The sequence below is a fragment of the Salinicola sp. 4072 genome (assembly GCF_036663415.1).
Lineage (GTDB): Bacteria > Pseudomonadota > Gammaproteobacteria > Pseudomonadales > Halomonadaceae > Salinicola > Salinicola salarius_A.
In genome coordinates this window covers 67,914-86,665 of record NZ_JAXOVV010000013.1, presented here as the reverse complement: position 1 = coordinate 86,665, position 18,752 = coordinate 67,914, and the positions used below count along the sequence as shown (strand labels likewise).

General features: G+C 60.0%; 17 protein-coding genes. 12 read left to right on the top strand and 5 right to left on the bottom strand.

Annotation, left to right across the window (positions count from 1 at the left end):
• Positions 1–150 precede the first annotated feature (150 nt).
• The 9 genes from thrS (at position 151) to R3F72_RS10630 (ending at position 8,200) form a co-directional block, all read left to right on the top strand.
• Positions 151–2,061, top strand: coding sequence for a threonine--tRNA ligase (thrS, locus tag R3F72_RS10670; RefSeq protein ID WP_332779610.1), 1,911 nt, complete (start codon positions 151–153; stop codon positions 2,059–2,061).
• A gap of 34 nt (positions 2,062–2,095) precedes the next feature.
• On the top strand, positions 2,096–2,635 hold the full coding sequence (gene infC / locus R3F72_RS10665) for a translation initiation factor IF-3 (protein WP_083387150.1): 540 nt from the start codon (positions 2,096–2,098) through the stop codon (positions 2,633–2,635).
• Between the two features lie 92 nt (positions 2,636–2,727).
• Complete coding sequence (gene rpmI / locus R3F72_RS10660; RefSeq protein ID WP_071230088.1) at positions 2,728–2,922, top strand: 50S ribosomal protein L35; 195 nt, start codon at positions 2,728–2,730, stop codon at positions 2,920–2,922.
• Between the two features lie 36 nt (positions 2,923–2,958).
• Positions 2,959–3,309, top strand: a complete 351-nt coding sequence (gene rplT, locus R3F72_RS10655) for a 50S ribosomal protein L20 (RefSeq protein ID WP_071230087.1) — start codon at positions 2,959–2,961, stop codon at positions 3,307–3,309.
• Between the two features lie 146 nt (positions 3,310–3,455).
• Positions 3,456–4,475: a phenylalanine--tRNA ligase subunit alpha gene (gene pheS, locus R3F72_RS10650; protein WP_087719680.1), complete on the top strand. Its 1,020-nt coding sequence runs from the start codon at positions 3,456–3,458 to the stop codon at positions 4,473–4,475.
• Between the two features lie 28 nt (positions 4,476–4,503).
• On the top strand, positions 4,504–6,885 hold the full coding sequence (gene pheT, locus R3F72_RS10645; protein WP_332779609.1) for a phenylalanine--tRNA ligase subunit beta: 2,382 nt from the start codon (positions 4,504–4,506) through the stop codon (positions 6,883–6,885).
• Between the two features lie 28 nt (positions 6,886–6,913).
• Positions 6,914–7,222, top strand: coding sequence for an integration host factor subunit alpha (gene ihfA, locus R3F72_RS10640; RefSeq protein ID WP_071230084.1), 309 nt, complete (start codon positions 6,914–6,916; stop codon positions 7,220–7,222).
• Between the two features lie 130 nt (positions 7,223–7,352).
• Positions 7,353–7,814 carry a flavodoxin gene (locus R3F72_RS10635; RefSeq protein ID WP_332779608.1) on the top strand — a complete coding sequence of 154 codons (462 nt, stop codon included), beginning with the start codon at positions 7,353–7,355 and terminating at the stop codon, positions 7,812–7,814.
• Between the two features lie 32 nt (positions 7,815–7,846).
• Complete coding sequence (locus R3F72_RS10630; protein WP_332779607.1) at positions 7,847–8,200, top strand: hypothetical protein; 354 nt, start codon at positions 7,847–7,849, stop codon at positions 8,198–8,200.
• Between the two features lie 204 nt (positions 8,201–8,404).
• Here R3F72_RS10630 and ppnN read toward each other — a convergent pair whose 3' ends face one another.
• Together ppnN and R3F72_RS10620 are read right to left on the bottom strand one after the other, a co-directional pair.
• Positions 8,405–9,769 (bottom strand): nucleotide 5'-monophosphate nucleosidase PpnN, encoded by a 1,365-nt coding sequence (ppnN, locus tag R3F72_RS10625; RefSeq protein WP_332779606.1) that lies wholly within the window; start codon positions 9,767–9,769, stop codon positions 8,405–8,407.
• A 34-nt stretch (positions 9,770–9,803) separates the two neighbouring features.
• Positions 9,804–10,133, bottom strand: coding sequence for a YfcL family protein (locus R3F72_RS10620; RefSeq protein ID WP_332779605.1), 330 nt, complete (start codon positions 10,131–10,133; stop codon positions 9,804–9,806).
• Positions 10,134–10,371: 238 nt separating this feature from the next.
• Between R3F72_RS10620 and R3F72_RS10615 the strand changes: the two genes are divergently transcribed.
• Complete coding sequence (locus R3F72_RS10615) at positions 10,372–11,310, top strand: LysR family transcriptional regulator (protein ID WP_332779604.1); 939 nt, start codon at positions 10,372–10,374, stop codon at positions 11,308–11,310.
• Positions 11,311–11,414: 104 nt separating this feature from the next.
• Here R3F72_RS10615 and gcvP read toward each other — a convergent pair whose 3' ends face one another.
• Both gcvP and gcvH read right to left on the bottom strand, forming a co-directional pair.
• The gene (gene gcvP, locus R3F72_RS10610) at positions 11,415–14,315 is read right to left on the bottom strand and encodes an aminomethyl-transferring glycine dehydrogenase (protein ID WP_332779603.1); all 2,901 of its coding nucleotides are present in this window, start codon (positions 14,313–14,315) and stop codon (positions 11,415–11,417) included.
• 92 nt (positions 14,316–14,407) lie between these two features.
• Positions 14,408–14,812: a glycine cleavage system protein GcvH gene (gene gcvH / locus R3F72_RS10605; protein WP_087719689.1), complete on the bottom strand. Its 405-nt coding sequence runs from the start codon at positions 14,810–14,812 to the stop codon at positions 14,408–14,410.
• Positions 14,813–15,327: 515 nt separating this feature from the next.
• Here gcvH and R3F72_RS10600 point away from each other — a divergent pair.
• Positions 15,328–16,716, top strand: coding sequence for an alanine/glycine:cation symporter family protein (locus R3F72_RS10600; RefSeq protein WP_087719750.1), 1,389 nt, complete (start codon positions 15,328–15,330; stop codon positions 16,714–16,716).
• A 37-nt stretch (positions 16,717–16,753) separates the two neighbouring features.
• The gene (gene gcvT, locus R3F72_RS10595) at positions 16,754–17,866 is read left to right on the top strand and encodes a glycine cleavage system aminomethyltransferase GcvT (protein WP_332779602.1); all 1,113 of its coding nucleotides are present in this window, start codon (positions 16,754–16,756) and stop codon (positions 17,864–17,866) included.
• Positions 17,867–18,127: 261 nt separating this feature from the next.
• Here the strand turns inward: gcvT and R3F72_RS10590 are convergent, their stop codons facing one another.
• The gene (locus tag R3F72_RS10590) at positions 18,128–18,745 is read right to left on the bottom strand and encodes an alpha-ketoglutarate-dependent dioxygenase AlkB family protein (protein ID WP_332779601.1); all 618 of its coding nucleotides are present in this window, start codon (positions 18,743–18,745) and stop codon (positions 18,128–18,130) included.
• Positions 18,746–18,752: the final 7 nt, after the last annotated feature.

The following is an 18,752-nucleotide window of genomic DNA, read 5'->3' as shown; positions in this document are numbered from 1 at the left end:
ACGATCACCGATAGAGATCGTAAGGTCGTATCTCATGCGCATCCGCTGGCCTGCCCGTATGCAGACCTGCCGCGAAGGAGATGTTCCTGCCTATTAATCGAGTTCATGTGATCCTTGGTGTGGACCACCACTGAACGTAAGGATGTTTTCATGCCCATTGTGACGCTGCCTGATGGCAGTCAGAGAAGCTTTGAAGAGCCTATTACCGTCATGCAACTGGCCGAGTCCATCGGACCCGGGCTCGCCAAGGCGTGTGTTGCCGGCAAGATAGACGGCATTGAAGTCGACGCAGCCGACATCATCGATCATGACGCCGAAGTGGCTATCTTGACCGCCCGCGATGAGGAAGGGGTGGCCATCATTCGCCATTCCTGTGCTCATTTGCTGGGACACGCGATCAAGCAGTTGTACCCGAACGCCAAGATGGCGATCGGCCCGGTCATCGATGATGGCTTCTACTACGACGTCGACTTCGGAGAATCCATTTCTTCGGAAGATCTGGAAGCCATCGAAGCGCGAATGAAATCGTTGATCGACCAGGAGTACGACGTCGTTCGCGAGTACGTCGATCAGGCAAAGGCGCTCTCGACATTTGCGTCGAGGGAAGAGCCATACAAGCGCGAGATCGTCGAAGGTATTCCTGAAGGAGAGGCGATTCGTCTCTACCATCACCAGGAATACATCGATATGTGCCGCGGGCCTCACGTACCCAATACACGGCACCTCAAGGCATTCAAGCTGACCAAGCTGGCTGGAGCCTACTGGCGTGGTGATGCGTCGAAGCCCATGTTGACGCGAATCTACGGCACGGCGTGGGCTGACAAGAAGTCCCTCAAGGCATATCTGCTGCGCCTCGAGGAAGCCGAGAAGCGTGATCACCGTAAATTAGCACGGCGATTCGACTTCTTCCACATGCAGGAAGAAGCGCCCGGCATGGTGTTCTGGCATCCCCGTGGCTGGACGCTATGGCAGATTGTCGAGCAGTACATGCGTGACGTGTACAAGCGCAGCGGGTATCAGGAAATCAAGTGCCCGCAGATCATGGATGTGTCGCTCTGGAAAAAATCCGGGCATTGGGACAATTACGCGGAGAACATGTTCTTCACCGAGTCGGAAAAGCGTGAATATGCGCTGAAACCGATGAATTGCCCGGGCCACGTCCAGGTCTTCAATTCCGGGTTGCGCAGCTACCGTGAGTTGCCGATTCGCTATGGGGAGTTCGGTGGCTGTCATCGCAACGAGCCTTCGGGCGCGTTACACGGTATCATGCGCGTCCGGGCGTTCACGCAGGATGACGGTCACGTCTTCTGTACCGAAGGGCAGATAGAGCCCGAGGTGACGGCGTTCCACCGGCAGGCGCTACAGGTTTACGGTGATTTCGGTTTCGAGGACATCGCCGTGAAGATCGCGCTGCGGCCTGAAAAGCGTCTCGGCAGCGACGAAACGTGGGATCGCGCTGAAGGTGCTCTAAGAGCTGCACTGGGTAACTGCGATGTTCAGTGGCAGGAGCTGCCGGGTGAAGGGGCGTTCTACGGTCCCAAGATCGAGTACCACATGAAGGACTGCCTGGGCCGGGAGTGGCAGGTCGGTACCATGCAGGTCGATTTCATGATGCCCAGTCGTCTGGGAGCGCAGTACGTGGCCGAGGACGGATCCCGCCAGACGCCCGTGATGTTGCATCGGGCGATCGTGGGGTCGATGGAGCGTTTCATCGGCATCCTGATCGAACATTATGCCGGGGCCTTGCCTTTATGGCTCTCTCCGGTCCAAGCTGTGGTACTCAATATCACGGATGCTCAGCGTGATTATGCCGAAAATCTCACAAAAAGCTTGTGTGAAGCGGGTTTCCGGGTCGAGTCGGACTTGAGGAATGAGAAAATCGGCTTTAAAATTCGCGAGCATACGCTGCAGAAGATTCCTTATCTGCTGGTTGTCGGCGATAAGGAAGTCGAATCGGGTGCCGTTGCAGTGCGTACTCGATCCGGCGAGGATCTGGGTTCCCTGTCCGTCGATGATCTGAAAGGGCATCTTCAACAGGCCGACCAACCGGGTCAGCACTGAGCAGCAACGTTAATCGCCAGATGGAGATCTAACGATCAAGCGTAATAATCAGCGCGGGCGCCCTCAGGAAAAGCGCGCGCCCATAAACGACCGTATTCGTGCAGACGAAGTTCGCCTTATCGATGCCGAGGGTGAACAGGTGGGAGTCGTTCCCATGCAGGAGGCGCTCGAACGCGCCGAGGAAGCCGGTATGGATCTCGTCCAGATTTCCAACGCCGATCCTATCGTCTGTAAAATCATGGACTACGGCAAGTTCCTCTTCGAGCAGAAAAAGCAGAAGTCTGCTCAGAAGAAGAAAACCAAACAGATCCAGGTCAAGGAAGTGAAATTCCGTCCTGGCACGGACGAGGGCGACTATCAGGTGAAGTTGAAAAACCTGATTCGTTTCCTCGAAGGTGGCGACAAGGGTAAGGTCACCCTGCGCTTCCGTGGTCGTGAAATGGCACACCAGGACATCGGTCGCCGACTGATGGAACGGATTGCCGCCGATCTGGAAGAGCTGGCTGCTGTCGAGTCCTTTCCCAAGATGGAAGGCCGTCAGATGATCATGATTCTTGCGCCCAAGAAGAAGTGATCCGCGGGCAAGTCGAACGGGAAACGACGAGCGTCATCGCTCGTCGTTTTCGGCCTCGGGTTTTCTAAAAAAGAGCGGAGTGGAGTTTTCCCATGCCGAAAATCAAGAGTAACAGTGGCGCTGCCAAGCGCTTCAAGAAGACTGGTAACGGCTTCAAGCACAAGCAGTCTTTTCGTAGTCACATCCTGACCAAAAAGTCTACCAAGCGTAAGCGTCAGTTGCGCGGGATGAAGCAGGTACACGCTGCCGACAAGCAGCTCGTTACCCGCATGCTGCCCAACCTGTAACACTTGGTCGTCAGTTTTTAACGTCAGGAGAGTACTATGTCTCGCGTCAAGCGTGGTGTCGTCGCACGTCGTCGTCACAAGAAGATCATGAAGCAGGCCAAGGGTTACTATGGTGCGCGTTCGCGTGTTTTCCGCGTAGCCAAGCAGGCCGTCATCAAAGCCGGTCAGTATGCCTATCGTGACCGCCGCCAGCGTAAGCGCCAGTTCCGCGCTCTGTGGATCACGCGTATCAACGCGGCAGCTCGTGTCAATGGCATGTCCTACAGCCGTTTCGTGGCAGGTCTGAAAAAGGCCGGTATTGAAATCGACCGTAAGGTGCTGGCTGATCTGGCCGTTCACGAGAAAGCGACGTTCGCGGCAATCGTCGAGAAAGCCAAAGCTGCATAACAGGTCATTTTGCCCTGCGAGGGCGATGAGTCATGTGACCTATCCAGGGGAAGAGCAGCTGCTCTTCCCCTGTTTTTTTATACTGCATCGCCGCGTCGTTCGTGACCGACGGCGCTGCGTAACGAACGATAAGCGGAGCTCGACGGATGGATCATCTTCCTGCCCTGGTCAACGAGGCGAAAGCGGCCATTGCCGCGGCCGAAGACGCCCAGGCTCTCGACCAGGTGCGTGTGCGTTTTCTGGGCAAGAAAGGCGAGATTACAGCGTTGCTCAAGGGGCTGGGGCAATTATCACCCGAAGAGCGACCGGCTGCCGGTGAACGCATCAACGAAGCCAAGCAGGCATTGCAGCAGGAGCTCGAGCATCGCAAGCAGGTGATCGAACAAGCCGCCATGCAGGCTCGGCTCGAGGCGGAGCGCATCGATGTCACCCTGCCGGGACGGGGCGAAGCCAATGGTGGCCTGCACCCCGTGACCAAGACGCTGGAGCGTATCGAATCCCTGTTTCAACACATTGGCTTCGAGGTCGCCGTCGGTCCGGAAATCGAGGACGATTTTCATAATTTCGAAGCGCTGAACATTCCCGCGCATCATCCTGCGCGCGGCATGGCAGATACTTTCTATTTCGACGCCACCCGTCTTTTGCGGACGCACACCTCGCCGGTGCAGGTGCGTACCATGCAGTCGCAGGAGCCCCCTATTCGCATCGTCTGCCCGGGGCGGGTCTATCGCAGTGATTCCGACCTGACCCACACGCCGATGTTCCATCAGGTCGAGGGTCTGCTGGTCGACGAAGGCGTCAGTTTTGCCGACCTGAAGGGGACGATCGCCGACTTCCTGCAGGCGTTCTTCGAGCGAGACGATCTGGAGGTGCGCTTCCGGCCATCCTATTTTCCGTTCACCGAGCCCTCGGCCGAGGTCGATATTCAGTGCGTGATGTGCCAAGGCGATGGCTGTCGTGTCTGCTCACATAGCGGATGGCTCGAGGTGATGGGATGCGGGATGGTTCATCCGGCGGTATTTCGCCATTCGGGCGTCGATGCCGAGCGTTATACCGGTTTTGCCTTCGGCATGGGGGCGGAGCGGCTGGCCATGCTGCGCTACGGGGTGAATGACCTGCGGCTGTTTTTTGACAACGATCTGCGTTTCCTGAGTCAGTTCAACTGAATCCGTCGCCCAGTCAAGGAGTATCAAGATGAAGTTTTCCGAAGCGTGGCTGCGCGAATGGGTTTCACCGGCGCTCGATACGCAGGCCCTGGCAGACGCCATTACCATGGCGGGCCTGGAAGTCGATGCCGTCGAGCCGGTTGGTGCGGTTTTTCAGGGCGTGGTCGTAGCCGAGGTCGTCGCCAAATCCCAGCATCCCGATGCGGACAAGCTCAATGTCTGCCAGGTCGAAGATGGTTCCGGGGAACCGGTTCAGGTCGTCTGCGGTGCGCCTAACGTCGATATTGGCCAGAAGGTGCCTTTCGCGCGCGTCGGTGCAGTGCTCCCCGAGAATTTCAAGATCAAGAAAGCCAAGCTGCGTGGCGTCGAATCTCGCGGGATGATCTGTTCTGCTTCCGAACTCGGCCTGGAAGAAGGGCGCTCGGAGGGAATTTATGTCTTGCCGCAAGACGCACCTGTCGGTGAGGATTTCCGGGCCTGGTTGCAGCTGGATGACTACACCATCGAGGTGGATCTGACCCCCAATCGCGGCGACTGCCTCAGCCTGCGGGGCATGGCGCGGGAAGTCGGTTGCGCGACCGGAACAGAGGTCGTCGAACCGAGCATCGCCCCGGTCGAGGCGGGCCATGATGCGCAGTTCCCGGTCGCCGTGAGTGACGAAGAGCGGTGCCCGCGCTACCTGGGCCGCATCATCCGTGATGTCGACGTCACGGTAAGTACGCCACTGTGGATGCAGGAGCGCCTGCGTCGTAGCGGGATTCGCAGCATCGATCCGGCGGTCGATGTGACCAACTACGTCATGCTCGAGCTGGGGCAGCCCATGCATGCCTTCGATCTCGATGCCCTGAAGGGCGGAATTGAGGTACGCCGGGCAAATGCCGACGAGCGTCTCACGCTGCTGGATGGTCAGGAAGTGGTGCTGAACGAGGATACGCTCGTCATCGCCGACCAGGATCGTGCGTTGGCCATCGCGGGTGTGATGGGAGGCGAGGCGACCGGGGTGACCGGCGAGACGCGTAATCTGTTTTTGGAAGCCGCTTACTTTTCACCGCTCGCGGTGGCGGGCAAGGCGCGCAATTTCGGGTTGCATACGGATGCCTCGCACCGTTTCGAGCGCGGCGTGGATCCCGAGATCACTCGTTCGGCCATGGAGCGGGCCACCGAGCTGCTGATCGCCATCGTTGGAGGTTCCCCGGGACCCATTACCGAGGTAACACAGCCGGCGCATCTGCCTCGGCGTCCGGATGTCGAGCTTCGCCGTGAGCGGCTGTCCGCTTGCCTGGGCGTTCGTCTGTCCGACGAGGAGATCCATCGCATCTTTCAGTCGCTGGGAATGGCCAGCACGGCGGCGGATCAGAGCTTGCATGTGCAGATCCCGAGCTGGCGTTTCGATGTCTCCATCGAAGAGGACTTGATCGAAGAAGTCGCTCGCATTCACGGTTACAACCGGCTGCCGGTACGTCGCCCGCAGGCGCGTCTCGGCCTGACGACAGACGACGAAGCGTCTCTGCCGTTGCGACATCTGCGCCGCCACATGGTGTCTCGCGGCTATCAGGAGGCCGTCACCTACAGCTTCGTATCGCCGGATCTCCAGGCGTTGATTACGCCGGACGCAGTCTCGCCGGCGCTGGCCAACCCGATCTCCAGCGACATGTCGGTGATGCGGTATAGTCTGTTTCCGGGGTTACTCAAGGCGCTAATGCATAACCTCAACCGTCAGCAGCACCGCGTGCGGCTGTTCGAGGCTGGACTGGTATTCCAGGGCGAGCTGGACGAACTGGTCCAGACGCCGATGTTCGGTGGCCTGATTTGCGGTTCCCGAGACGTGGAAGGCTGGTCTGCCCATCGTGACACGGTCGATTTCTACGATCTGAAGGGCGATCTGGAAAGCTTGATCGCGTTGGGTGGACAAGCCGATGAGTGGACTTTCGTCGCCGCAACGCATCCTGCATTACATCCGGGGCGTTCCGCACAGCTCTGTCGTGATGGCAAGGTCGTCGGCTGGTTGGGGGCCTTGCACCCCGGCATCCGTGGCCAGCTCGATATCAAGCCCGAGGTTTACGTCTTCGAAGTGGAGCAGGCAGCGCTGGTCCAGGGATCGATACCGAAATTCAAGCCGCTGTCCCGGTATCCGGAGGTGCGTCGGGATCTGGCATTCGTGGTCAGGGAAGAGGTCGAGATTGCGCCGCTGGTCGATGCCATTCGGAGTCGGGCCGGTGACTGGTTGACGCAATGGCAGCTATTCGATGTGTACCGCGGCAAAGGGGTGGACGATGGTGACAAGAGCGTCGCCCTGGGCTTGACCTGGCAGCATCCTTCGCGCACTCTCAATGATGAAGAAATCAATCAGTTAATCGCAGACGTGGTGGAAGTCGCGCAAGTGCGCTTCGGTGCCAAGCTGCGGAGTTGATCTGTCATCCTGCGCGAAGGGAGCGATCATGGGAGCGCTGACGAAAGCTGAGCTTGCGGAGCATCTTCACGCCGAACTGGGTTTCTCCAAGCGGGAGGCCAAGTACATGGTGGAAACGTTCTTCGAGGAAATTCGCGGTTGTCTGCGCGAGAATGAGCAGGTGAAGCTGTCCGGATTCGGCAACTTCGATTTGCGGGACAAGCGGGAGCGGCCCGGACGTAATCCCAAGACGGGAGAGGAGATTCCGATCTCCGCTCGGCGAGTCGTTACTTTCCGCCCTGGCCAGAAGCTCAAGGCCAAAGTGGAAAGCTTTGACGGCGAGCTGCAAGAGGACTGAGCCGCGCCCGTGCCCCATCGACCGCCTGCCAGTGAAAACTGGCGGGCGGTTGTGTTTGGGGCCTTGCCGCGTGAGACCCAAGGGCGAGCTGTGCTAAGCTCCCGCGCAAATCTATCGCTGACCGAGTGTTATGCCCAAGCTGAAAATTTTCGTCGGCACCGTTTATGGTGGTGCACTGGATGTCGCGGAACAGGTTTCGCCGTTATTCGAGCAGGCGGGTTACGACGTGTCCGTCATCGAACAGCCGAGTTTGAATGACCTGACCGAAGACATGCCGGATCTGGTGTTGTTCTGTGTCTCTACCACGGGGAGCGGCGACTTTCCTGGCGACTTCGTCCCTTTCGTGCGTGAATTGAAGTCGCAGCCGCCGAGTCTCGCTGCTCTGCGTTACGGTCTGATCGCCTTGGGGGACAGCTCCTATGGCGACACTTTCTGCGGTTCCGGTAGGGCGCTGGACGAGCTGCTTGCCGACCTGGGTGGGCGACGTCTGGGCGAACGTCTCGAAATCGATGCAATGGAAACTTTCATGGCAGATGATGCTGCCGTTCCCTGGGTGGAAGCATGGATAGAATCCGAAGGCCTCGCGACGTGACGGAGCCGCAGTCATCGGCTGCGGCGAGAACGTTGACAGCCACGCGCTGGAGTACGCTGTTGGGCCTGTGGCTGGTCATGCTGGTATCGCTGCCCCGTTACTGGTTGCAGCACGATACGACGCGTCTGGCCCTGCTCGCGATTCTGATGGTCGCGATCGTCGTGGCATTGGTTGCGTTCTGGCGATTGATGGCTTCAGCACAGCGGGAGCGTTGTCCCGCCGCGATCAAGCATCTGGGTGGATGTCTGTTGATCGGTTGCCTGTTGATTGGCGCCTGGCACTGGGCGGACGTGGCGGCCGATCATTGGGCGGTCATCCTGTCGCAAGGCGCGGCACTGGGTCTGCTGCTCCATGTGGTCGTTCGAATCTGGCGGCGTCGTCACTGAGAACCGGATTGATCGAGCCAGGTTTGATTGATGCTAGACCCGTCTGCCTGATACATGCGTGAAGTTCAACAGGCGTTCTTGCTCTAGACTTCTCGATCAACGAAGACGGCGGGCCAATTGGCCCGCCGTCTTCGTCTCCAAGATCCACCGTTTCCGACTTCCAAACGCCGCGCTTTGCGTCAGCGGCCCAGCGAATCGTTGCGCTTAGCCAAGGGTGTAGCAGGGCACGTATTCTTTGCCGGGCAGCTTCATGCGGCCCTGGGCGACGAATGACGTCAACAGTGCATCCAGGCGGGACATCAGTTCAGGCTCTGCATGCAGCCGAAAGGGGCCACGGGCTGCGATGGCGCGGATGCCGGGTTCCTTGACGTTGCCGGCAACGATTCCCGAGAACGCGCGACGCAGATTGGCTGCCAGCAGGTGGTTGGGCTGGTCATGGTGAAGCGCCAGTGCTGCCATGGCCTCGTGAGTCGGCTCGAAGGGCTCCTGGAATCCGCGCTCGATATTCAGCCGCCAGTTGAAGTAGAACGCATCGTTCTGTTGGCGACGGAATTCGGCGACTTCCTGGATGCCGTCACGCATCAGGCGAGACACCGTGACCGGATCGTCTACCACGATACGATAATATCGGCCCACGTCTTCGCCCAAGGTGTAGCGCAGGAATTCGTCGATACGCTGGAAATAGGCCTGTGCGCTTTCCGGGCCGGTAAAGATGACCGGGAAAGGGATGTCGCGGTTCTTCGGGTGCATCAGAATGCCGAGCAGATAGAGGATCTCTTCCGCCGTGCCCACACCGCCCGGGAATACCACGATGCCATGGCCGATGCGCACGAAAGCTTCGAGACGTTTCTCGATGTCCGGCATGATGACCAGTTCATTGACGATCGGGTTGGGCGATTCGGCGGCAATGATGCCGGGTTCGGATATGCCCAGGTAGCGGCTGTCCTTGCGACGCTGCTTGGCGTGGGCGAGGTTGGCGCCTTTCATCGGGCCTTTCATGGCCCCCGGGCCGCAGCCGGTGCAGATATCCAGCCCGCGCAGGCCCATGTGATAACCCACGGCCTTGGTGTAGTCATACTCTTCGCGGGTAATCGAGTGCCCGCCCCAGCACACCACCATGCTCGGTTCCTGCGCCGTGCGCAGGGTGCTGGCGTTGCGGAGGATGTGAAAGACCGCGTTGGTCGACCCTTCGTTGGTTTCCAGGTCGAACTTGGGATTGTTCTGGATCTCGTTGTAGACGTAGACGATGTCTCTCAGCACTGCGGAGAGCTGTTCCCGCACGCCGCGAATCATGCGTCCGTCGACGAACGCGCAGGCTGGGGCATTGGAGAGCTTGAGTCGGATGCCGCGATCCTGCTGCAGAACCTCGATGTCGAAATCCTGATAGGCTTCCATCACCGCCAGGCCATCGTCGGTGGGGGTGTCGCAATTGAGAATCGCCAGTGCACAGCGTCTGACCAGATCGTGAAGGCCGCTCGTCGACGTGTCTCGCAGTCGATTGACCTCGGATTGAGACAGCACCTCGAGACTACCCTCGGGGGAAACGATGGTTGATAGCGTCTCAGGCATGGACGGCATCCTCATGGAAGTAGATATCGGTCATTCAAAGAGCGGCGCGTTCGGCGGCGGTCTGCCAGAGAGAGGCGATCTGCTCTTGGTCGGCATCGCTCATGTTGTCCTGGGCGAACGTGCTCTCCAGCCACTGCCAGTAGGTCGCATCGAAATCTTCGGCCTCGACTTCGGCCGGATCGTATTCGGCCATTTCCTGTACCAGGCCGATTTGCGGAATCATGTAGCCTAGGGCGAAAAGCTCGCTGTCATCGGCATTTTCTTCCATCACAAGTAGCGTTTGCTGCACGGCCTTGGCGCGCTGCGCAAAGGGATCAGACATAGGGTTCTTCAATCCTGAGTGAGAGCTTGCCAATGCTAACATGAGCGGCTGGTCGTCGCAGTGGGGCTGGATATGTTGGAAGCGGCTGCCAAGCCATGCTACGCGCCGATGGCCTTGATCGGGCCATGTCTGAGGGTGCTAACAGGTGCGGTTTTTCCTATAAATTGTTATGATTGTAACGTTCGTATCTGACAACGAGGCGTTATCGAAATGCGGTCTGCGGCGCATTCCGGGTCGAAGCGCTTTCAACTGCCGTACAGCTTGAGTGGTTCGAATTCCCATGTTCAACGCCCAGTATTTCCGTACTTACATGATGCTCGTCGAGACGGGTAGCTTTACCCAGACCGCGCGCAAACTCGATATGACCCAGCCAGGCGTCAGCCAGCACGTGCGCAAGCTCGAGGAGTATCTCGGCCGCTCCCTGCTCAATCGTCACGGCCGTCGTTTCTCGTTGACCGATCCCGGCCGTCGGGCCTATGACTATGCGGTCAAGCTATTTGCCGAGCACGAACATTTCCGTCATTCGCTGGATGACGACTCTCCGGACAGCGGCGAGTGTCGCATCGCCTCACCGGGTAGTGTCGGGTTGATGTTCTATCCGTTCCTGTTGGGTTATCAGCAGATGCATCCTGGGCTGACGGTCAACTACAGTTTTGCGTTCAACCATGAAATTGCGCATGACGTGGTGGCGGGGCGCTACGACGTTGGCATCGTCACCGAAATCAGCAAGCAGCCCGATCTGACCTTCGAGGCATGGCATCAGGAACCCCTGTGTCTGGTGGTGCCGGCGGATTTCACGGGAACCACCCTCAGCGAGCTACTGGCGCTGGGGTTCGTCAATTACAACGACGGCAATACCAATGCCAGTCTCCTGCTGCGGAGCAACTTCGGCAGCGAATTTCGCAGCATGAGCCATTTCCCGCGCCAGGGTTTCACCAACGAGGTGGGCCAGGTGCTGGATGCGGTGGCCCGCGGGCTGGGATTCACTGTGGTTTCCCGGCCTGTACTGGAAACCTCGCCATGGCAGCGTCAGGTCAAGGAGATGACATTGGCGCAGCCGGTCTACGAGACACTGCACCTGGTATCGCGGACGGACGTCGAGCTGCCCAAACGCTATCGCCAGTTGCTGGAGTCGTTTCGCCAGCAGCGTCTCAACGCTCTCTACGGCTACAGCGAGCTTCCCACGCTGGAAACGACGGAAAGCGAGGAAATCCGATAGCCCGCGACGCGCTTACTCGGTGCGTCGTCTACCAGATAATCGTTGGAATCGAGAACGGCCGCTCATCGAGCGGCCATTCTGGTTTTTTCTAATGCAGCACCAACCTATGACGCATCGCGGTAGGCATCGATCGGCGGACAGCTGCAGATCAGGTTGCGGTCGCCGAAGACGTTGTCGACACGATTGACGGCCGGCCAGTACTTGGCATCGCGCACGGCTTCCGAGGGGAAGACCGCCTGCTCGCGGGAGTAGGGGCGCTCCCAGCTTTCCTCGGTGATATCCGCCATGGTATGCGGCGCCATCACCAGCGGGTTCGAATCCTTCGGCCATTCGCCGGATTCGATTCGCGCGATCTCCTCACGGATGGCGATCATCGCATCGCAGAAGCGATCGAGTTCGTAGCGGGATTCGGACTCGGTCGGCTCGACCATCAGCGTCCCGGCGACCGGGAAGGACATCGTCGGAGCGTGGAAGCCGTAGTCCATCAGGCGCTTGGCGATATCCTCCTCGCTGACACCCGAAGTCGCCTTGAGCGGACGCATGTCTAGGATGCACTCGTGAGCGACCGTGCCGTTGGCGGCCTGGTAGAGCACCGGATAGTGCGGCGCCAGCCGCTTGGCGATGTAGTTGGCATTGAGGATAGCCAGCTCGGTCGCTTCGCGCAGACCACGAGCGCCCATCATCTTGATGTAGGCCCAGGAGATCGGCAGGATCGAAGCGCTACCGAAGGCGGTAGCCGAGACGGCGCCCGAGTTCTTCTCGATGCCTTCCTGCGGGGTCACGACATGGTTGGGCAAGTAGGGGGCCAGATGCGCCTTGACGCCGATCGGGCCCATGCCCGGGCCGCCGCCGCCATGCGGAATGCAGAACGTCTTGTGCAGGTTGAGGTGCGAGACGTCGCCACCGTAGTCCCCGGGACGACACAGACCGACCTGGGCGTTCATGTTGGCACCGTCGATATAGACCTGGCCGCCATTGTCGTGGATGAGCTGACAGGCCTGGCGGACATTCTCCTCGAAGACGCCATGGGTCGACGGATAGGTCAGCATGATCGCGGAAAGATTGTCGCGGTGCTTGGCAGCCTTGGCCTCGAGATCGGCCATGTCGATATTGCCGTCCCGGTCGCATTCGACGACGACGACTTTCATCTGCGCCATGGCGGCGGAGGCGGGGTTGGTACCATGCGCCGAGCTGGGAATCAGACAGATATCGCGATGACCTTCGCCGACAGCGGCCTGGTAGCGACGAATGGCGACCAGCCCAGCATACTCGCCCTGGGCGCCGGAGTTTGGCTGCATCGAGATGTTGTCGTAGCCGGTGATCTCGGTCAGGAAATCGCTGAGCTCGGTGATCATCTGACGATAGCCGGACGTCTGTTCGCTGGGGGCGAACGGATGAATGTTGGCGAATTCGGGCCAGGTGATCGGAATCATTTCGCTGGTGGCGTTCAGCTTCATGGTGCATGAGCCCAGCGGGATCATCGCGTGCGTGAGCGACAGGTCGCGATTTTCCAGCCGCTTGAGATAACGCAGCATTTCGGTCTCGCTGCGGAAGCGCTGGAAATTGGGATGCTGGAGAAAATCGCTGTCGCGACGGTAGGCGGTCGGAATTCCGCTGGTGCCACGCTCGATGGCTTCCCGATCGAGCTCGCTCACCGACAAGCCATGTTCTTCGCCGATCAGCACGTCGAACAGCGCCGCCAGGTCGGCGGCGGTGGTGGTTTCGTTGAGACTCACGCCGACCTCGCCGTCGGCGGGGTAACGAAGATTGATCTCGTGGGTCAGGGCGCGCCCCTGAATGCGATGGCTGTCCACTCCGGTCAATGTCAGGGTATCGAACCAGCTGTCGTGCTTGAGGGCGATGCCATGGCGTTCGAGGCCCGACGCCAGCAGCGTCGTCAGGCGATGGATGCGGCCGGCGATGGTGCGGAGACCCTCGGCACCGTGGTAGACGGCGTAGAAGCCCGCAATGTTCGCCAGCAGCGCCTGCGCGGTACAGATGTTGGACGTGGCCTTTTCGCGGCGGATATGCTGCTCGCGTGTCTGCATCGCCATGCGCAGCGCCGGGCGTCCACGGCTATCCTTGGAGACACCGATGACGCGGCCCGGCAGCGAACGCTTGAGCGCCTCGCTGGTTGCGAAGAAGGCTGCATGTGGGCCGCCATAGCCCATGGGGACGCCGAAGCGCTGGGAGTTGCCCAGTACGATATCGACGCCCATGGCGCCTGGCTCCTTGAGCATGACCAGGCTCATCAGATCCGCCGCTACGCAAGTCATGATCTGACGCGAGCGCGCCTCGGCAACGATGCCTTCGATGTCACCGATATCGCCGTCGACGCCCGGATATTGCAGCAGGGCGCCGAACACGTCTTCTTCGGCGAGTTGGGCTGCCGGCGCCACGACCAGCTCGAAGCCAAGATAGGCCGCTCGCGTACGCAGGACGTCCAGGGTCTGCGGAAGCACGTTGTCCGCCACGAAAAAGCGCTGGCTCTTGTGCTTCTTGTTCGCGCGCCGACACAGCGCCATCGCCTCGGCAGCTGCCGTCGCTTCATCAAGCAGCGAGGCGTTGGCGATGGCCATGCCGGTCAGGTCCATCACCATCTGCTGGAAATTGAGAAGCCCCTCGAGACGCCCCTGGGCAATTTCCGGCTGGTACGGGGTATAGGCGGTATACCAGCCCGGGTTCTCCAGCACGTTGCGCTGAATCACCGCCGGCAGGTGCGTCGGATAGTAGCCTTGGCCGATATAGCTCTTGAACACCTTGTTCTGCCGTGCCAGCCCCCGCAGGTAGTCCAGCGCCTCCGCCTCTCCGCGCGGGCCATCCAGAGCCAGATCGCCTTCGAGACGAATTCCCTTGGGAATAGCGCGGTCGATCAGCGTCTTCAGCGATGGCATATCGAGCGTCTTGAGCATCTCGCTGATATCGCCGGGCGCAGGGCCATTGTGGCGCTGAAGGAAGTCGGCGTGATTGGTCAGGTCGGTTAACGGTCGAGTCTCGGTGGGCATGATCTATCCGGGGAGGTTGGCAGGGAGAGGGAGTCGACCGTTCGATGGTGCACCACCGAACGGTCATGGCTTGAGGACGCGGGGGGAACCGATCAGCCGTCTTGATCTTCCTCGGCGGCGACCAGTTCAGAGTAGGCCTCGGCCGACATCAGCGATTCCAGATCGCCCTGATCCGCCAATTGCAGCTTGAGTATCCACCCTTCACCGTAAGGGGAGTCGTTGACGGTCTCGGGGCTGTCCTCCAGCGCCTCGTTGACCTCGACGATTTCACCCGCCAGCGGCGAGTAGAGGTCGGAGGCGGCCTTGACCGACTCGATGACGCCGAATTCGTCGCCCGCATCCAGTTCGCGGCCAGCTTCCGGCAATTCGACGAAGACCACGTCACCCAGTGCCTCCTGAGCGTGATCGGTAATGCCGACGGTCACCGTGCCGTCGCCGTTGTCCAGCACCCATTCGTGGCTGTCGGTATAGAGCAGGTTGTTGGGGATTTCGCTCATGAGAGTTTCCTATACGAAACAAATTTCGAGTCGGGTGATTTTGGTGGGCATTATGCATCAATGTGACGTCGATTGGCATAGTCCCACCTGCTTCCCGCTCAATTGAACAGGAATCGCGTTACTAGATTGAGCCCAGATCCGGGAAACGTCCAGTCCTGGAATGGTGTTTCCCGCCTCTTGCGGCGTGGTGGCGACCTCGTGACGAGGGCGCTTGGCCGGGCGCCGGTGACAGCAAGGGCATCGAGGGATGGCATCTGCATTTTTGGCGACTTGGCGCTTCCCGTCGAGATCGGGGTAACGTGTTTCTTATTGGAAACAGAAAGGGCTTTTCGCTAAGGTAGCCAAGGACACGCTGAGGCCCATGGCAAAGAGGAATGAAGGCTTTGGGATCATTGTGGATGCGTAGTGGAATCCTCTATCGTTGCCACGTTTTGGCCATCAATGAGCGTTCATGGCTATCCCGGCACGCTCTGGCCTGTTTGACAGCGACAACAACCCAATAAATGGAGTTCGACGTGGATCAACTCACTACGATATTCAGCGCCATCAACGGCGTGGTCTGGGGCCCGTTGATGCTGATCCTGCTGTTCGGGGTCGGTATCTACTTGCAACTGGGGCTCAAGTTGATGCCCATTCGCAAGCTTGGGCTCGGTTTCAGCTTGCTGTGGGGTGGCCGCCGCAGCGATGCCGACAGTCGTGACGATGGCGAGATATCACCGTTCAACGCGCTGATGACGGCTCTTTCAGCCACGATAGGAACGGGAAACATCGCCGGTGTGGCCACGGCCATTGCGCTCGGTGGCCCCGGGGCGGTGTTCTGGATGTGGCTGACCGCGCTGGTCGGGATGGCAACGAAGTTTGCCGAAGCCGTGCTGGCGGTGCGGTATCGGCAGACCGACTCCCGGGGCGATCATGTCGGTGGGCCGATGTATTACATTCGTAACGGGCTGGGCAAGCGCTGGGCGTGGCTGGGCGGAATGTTCGCCTTCTTCGGCGCCGTGGCGGCTTTCGGTATCGGCAATACCGTGCAGGCCAACTCCGTGGCGGACGCGTTGACGACGTCCTTCGGCGTGCCTGCCTGGTTGACCGGGGTCATCATCATGGCGCTTGCCGGCGCGGTCATTCTGGGCGGCATCAAACGTATATCCAGCGTTGCCGGCAAGCTGGTGCCATTGATGGCCGTGGCTTACTTCGCAGCCGGTGTCGTCGTGCTGATCATCAATGCCGATCAGATCGGTAGCGCCCTGGGCACGATCTTCGCGCACGCATTTCAGCCCATCGCCGCCAGCGGCGGTTTCGCCGGTGCTGCGGTCGCTGCCGCCATTCGCTTCGGTGTGGCGCGAGGGATCTTCTCCAACGAGGCAGGCCTGGGCAGTGCGCCGATCGCGCATGCGGCCGCGCAGACGCGCAATCCGGTCCGTCAGGGGTTGATCGCCATGCTGGGGACGTTCATCGATACGCTGGTCGTGTGCACCATGACCGCGCTGGTCATTCTGACTTCGGCCCACTGGCTGGATGGCGAAAGCGGCGCGGCATTGACCTCGCTGTCGTTCGATAGCGCGCTGCCGGGTATCGGTCAGCATATCGTCGCCATCGCGCTGTCGATATTCGCCTTCACCACGATTCTGGGCTGGTCGTTCTACGGCGAGAAGTGCTTTCAATACCTGTTCGGCGATCGGGCGATTCTGCTCTATCGGATTCTGTTCGTGCTGGCAGTGCCGGTCGGCGCCATGGCAAAGCTGGATTTCATCTGGCTGGTGGCGGACACCTTCAATGCGATGATGGCGATTCCGAACCTGATCGCCCTGGCGCTATTGTCCCCGGTCGTATTCAAGCTGACACGCGATTACTTTGCCGGCAAGACCGTCCTGCCGGGAGAGGCGCTGGAAGACCGTGATCGATAAGCAAGAACTTTCTCTCTGCGCTTAACTGGAGACTTCGATGTCTACTATGAAACAGACCCCGCTGTTCGCCCTGCATCAGGAGCTCGGTGGCAAGATGGTGCCGTTCGCCGGCTACAGCATGCCCGTACAGTACCCACTGGGCGTCAAGAAAGAGCACGAGCACACGCGTCGGGCCTGTGGTCTGTTCGACGTCTCTCACATGGGCCAGGTAAAAGTGACCGGGCCTTCACCCGCCGCGGCGATGGAAACCCTGGTGACTGCCGATGTCGTGGGGCTGGCCGAAGGCGGGCAGCGCTACGCCCTGTTCACCAACAGCGAAGGCGGCATTCTGGACGACCTGATGATCGTCAATCATGGCGATTCGCTGTACGTGGTCGTCAACGCGGCGTGCAAGGATCAGGACATAGCGCTGATGCGTACCGGTCTCGGTACCGGCCATGATGTGGAGGTTCTGGATCGGGGCTTGCTGGCCGTGCAAGGCCCGCAGGCTCGAGACGTCATGCAGCGTCTCTGTCCGGCTGCCTGTGATCTGGTGTTCATGCAGCATGGCCGTTTCGAGGTGATGGGCCATGAGCTATGGATCAGTCGCAGCGGGTACACTGGTGAGGATGGGTTCGAGATTTCGGTGCCTGCGGAGGCCACCGAAGCGCTGGCGCGCTGGTTCCTCGAACAGTCGGAAGTCGAGCCCATCGGGCTGGGGGCGCGGGATTCGTTGCGTCTCGAGGCTGGCCTCTGCCTCTACGGTCACGATATCGACACCACGACCACGCCCGTCGAGGCGAGCCTCTCCTGGGCTGTGGGCAAGCCGCGCCGGGTTGGTGGCGAGCGGGAGGCCGGTTTCCCCGGGGCCGACATGGTGCTGCATCAACTGCAGGCCAAGGATCACCGTCGCCGTCGCGTCGGATTGATCGGCGAGGGCCGGGCCCCAGTACGAGAGGGCGCCAAGCTGTTCGACGCGGATGACCACGAGGTCGGGCAGGTCACGTCGGGAAGCTTCGGGCCCAGCATCGGGGCGCCGGTCGCCATGGCGTACGTGGCGATCGAGGCGGCCGAGAAAGGCATGACACTCTATGCCGATGTCCGTGGCAAGCGGTTGCCGATGACCATCAGCGCGATGCCGTTCGTGCCGGCCAACTACTATCGCGGATGACTAGGGAACCATTGCATAAATGCCTGCACGAGCGAATCGCTACGTTGCGCGGTACTCGAAGACTCGCCTAACCCCATGTTATGTCTCGTCTTCTGCGTGCCGTGCGCCTTGCGCCTCATCTCGTTCGCCTATTTATTCAGCGCTTCCCTAGAGCAGTCGAAGCCGTCGAGTTCTGGTTATACCGTTATCTTTCTTCGCCTCCCGAACAGGGAGGCGTTTTCGTTTTTAGGTGGGGCGCTGAAGCTGGAAAGCGCGGAGACGCTAAAAAATCCGTCGGAAAGTGAGATTGATACGAACGCCCTCGATCGCTCGTGGGGCCAATGCGTGCTGCCATCTGGCCTGTGCGCCGGGGCCCATTAGTAACAGGCTGCCGTGGGGCAACCAGACGTTGAAGGCGCGGCGAGGTGTGGCCGTCTTCTCCCGAAAGCGAATAGGACGCTCGCTACCCAGCGATACCGAAGCCACGATCGGATCCTCGCCGAGTTCCGGCTCATCGTCGCTATGCCAGCCCATGCGCTGCTCGCCGTTGGCGTAGCGATTTAGCAGCACGCTATTGAAACCGGCCGACGGCATCCCGTGGGCCTGCAGTAGCTGCTGAACCCGATCCTTGAGCTTTTCGACCTGCGGATGCCACGGTTGTGGCTGAAAGGCACGCCCGGAATAGCGATAGTGAGCCTCCTGGTCGCCCATCCAGCACTGGGAGCGCGGAATGACGTGCCGACGCCCGTAGAGCTGAAGGGTTGGAGAGGTCCATTCGATTTGATGATCGAGCGCGAGACAGAGCCGGGAAGCTTCTTCGTCGTCGAGAAAGTTCGGTAGCAGAGCCAGCATCGGCGACTCTTCGATGCGTTGCCAATCGTTGCTATCCGGCTCGGACACGGCAGCG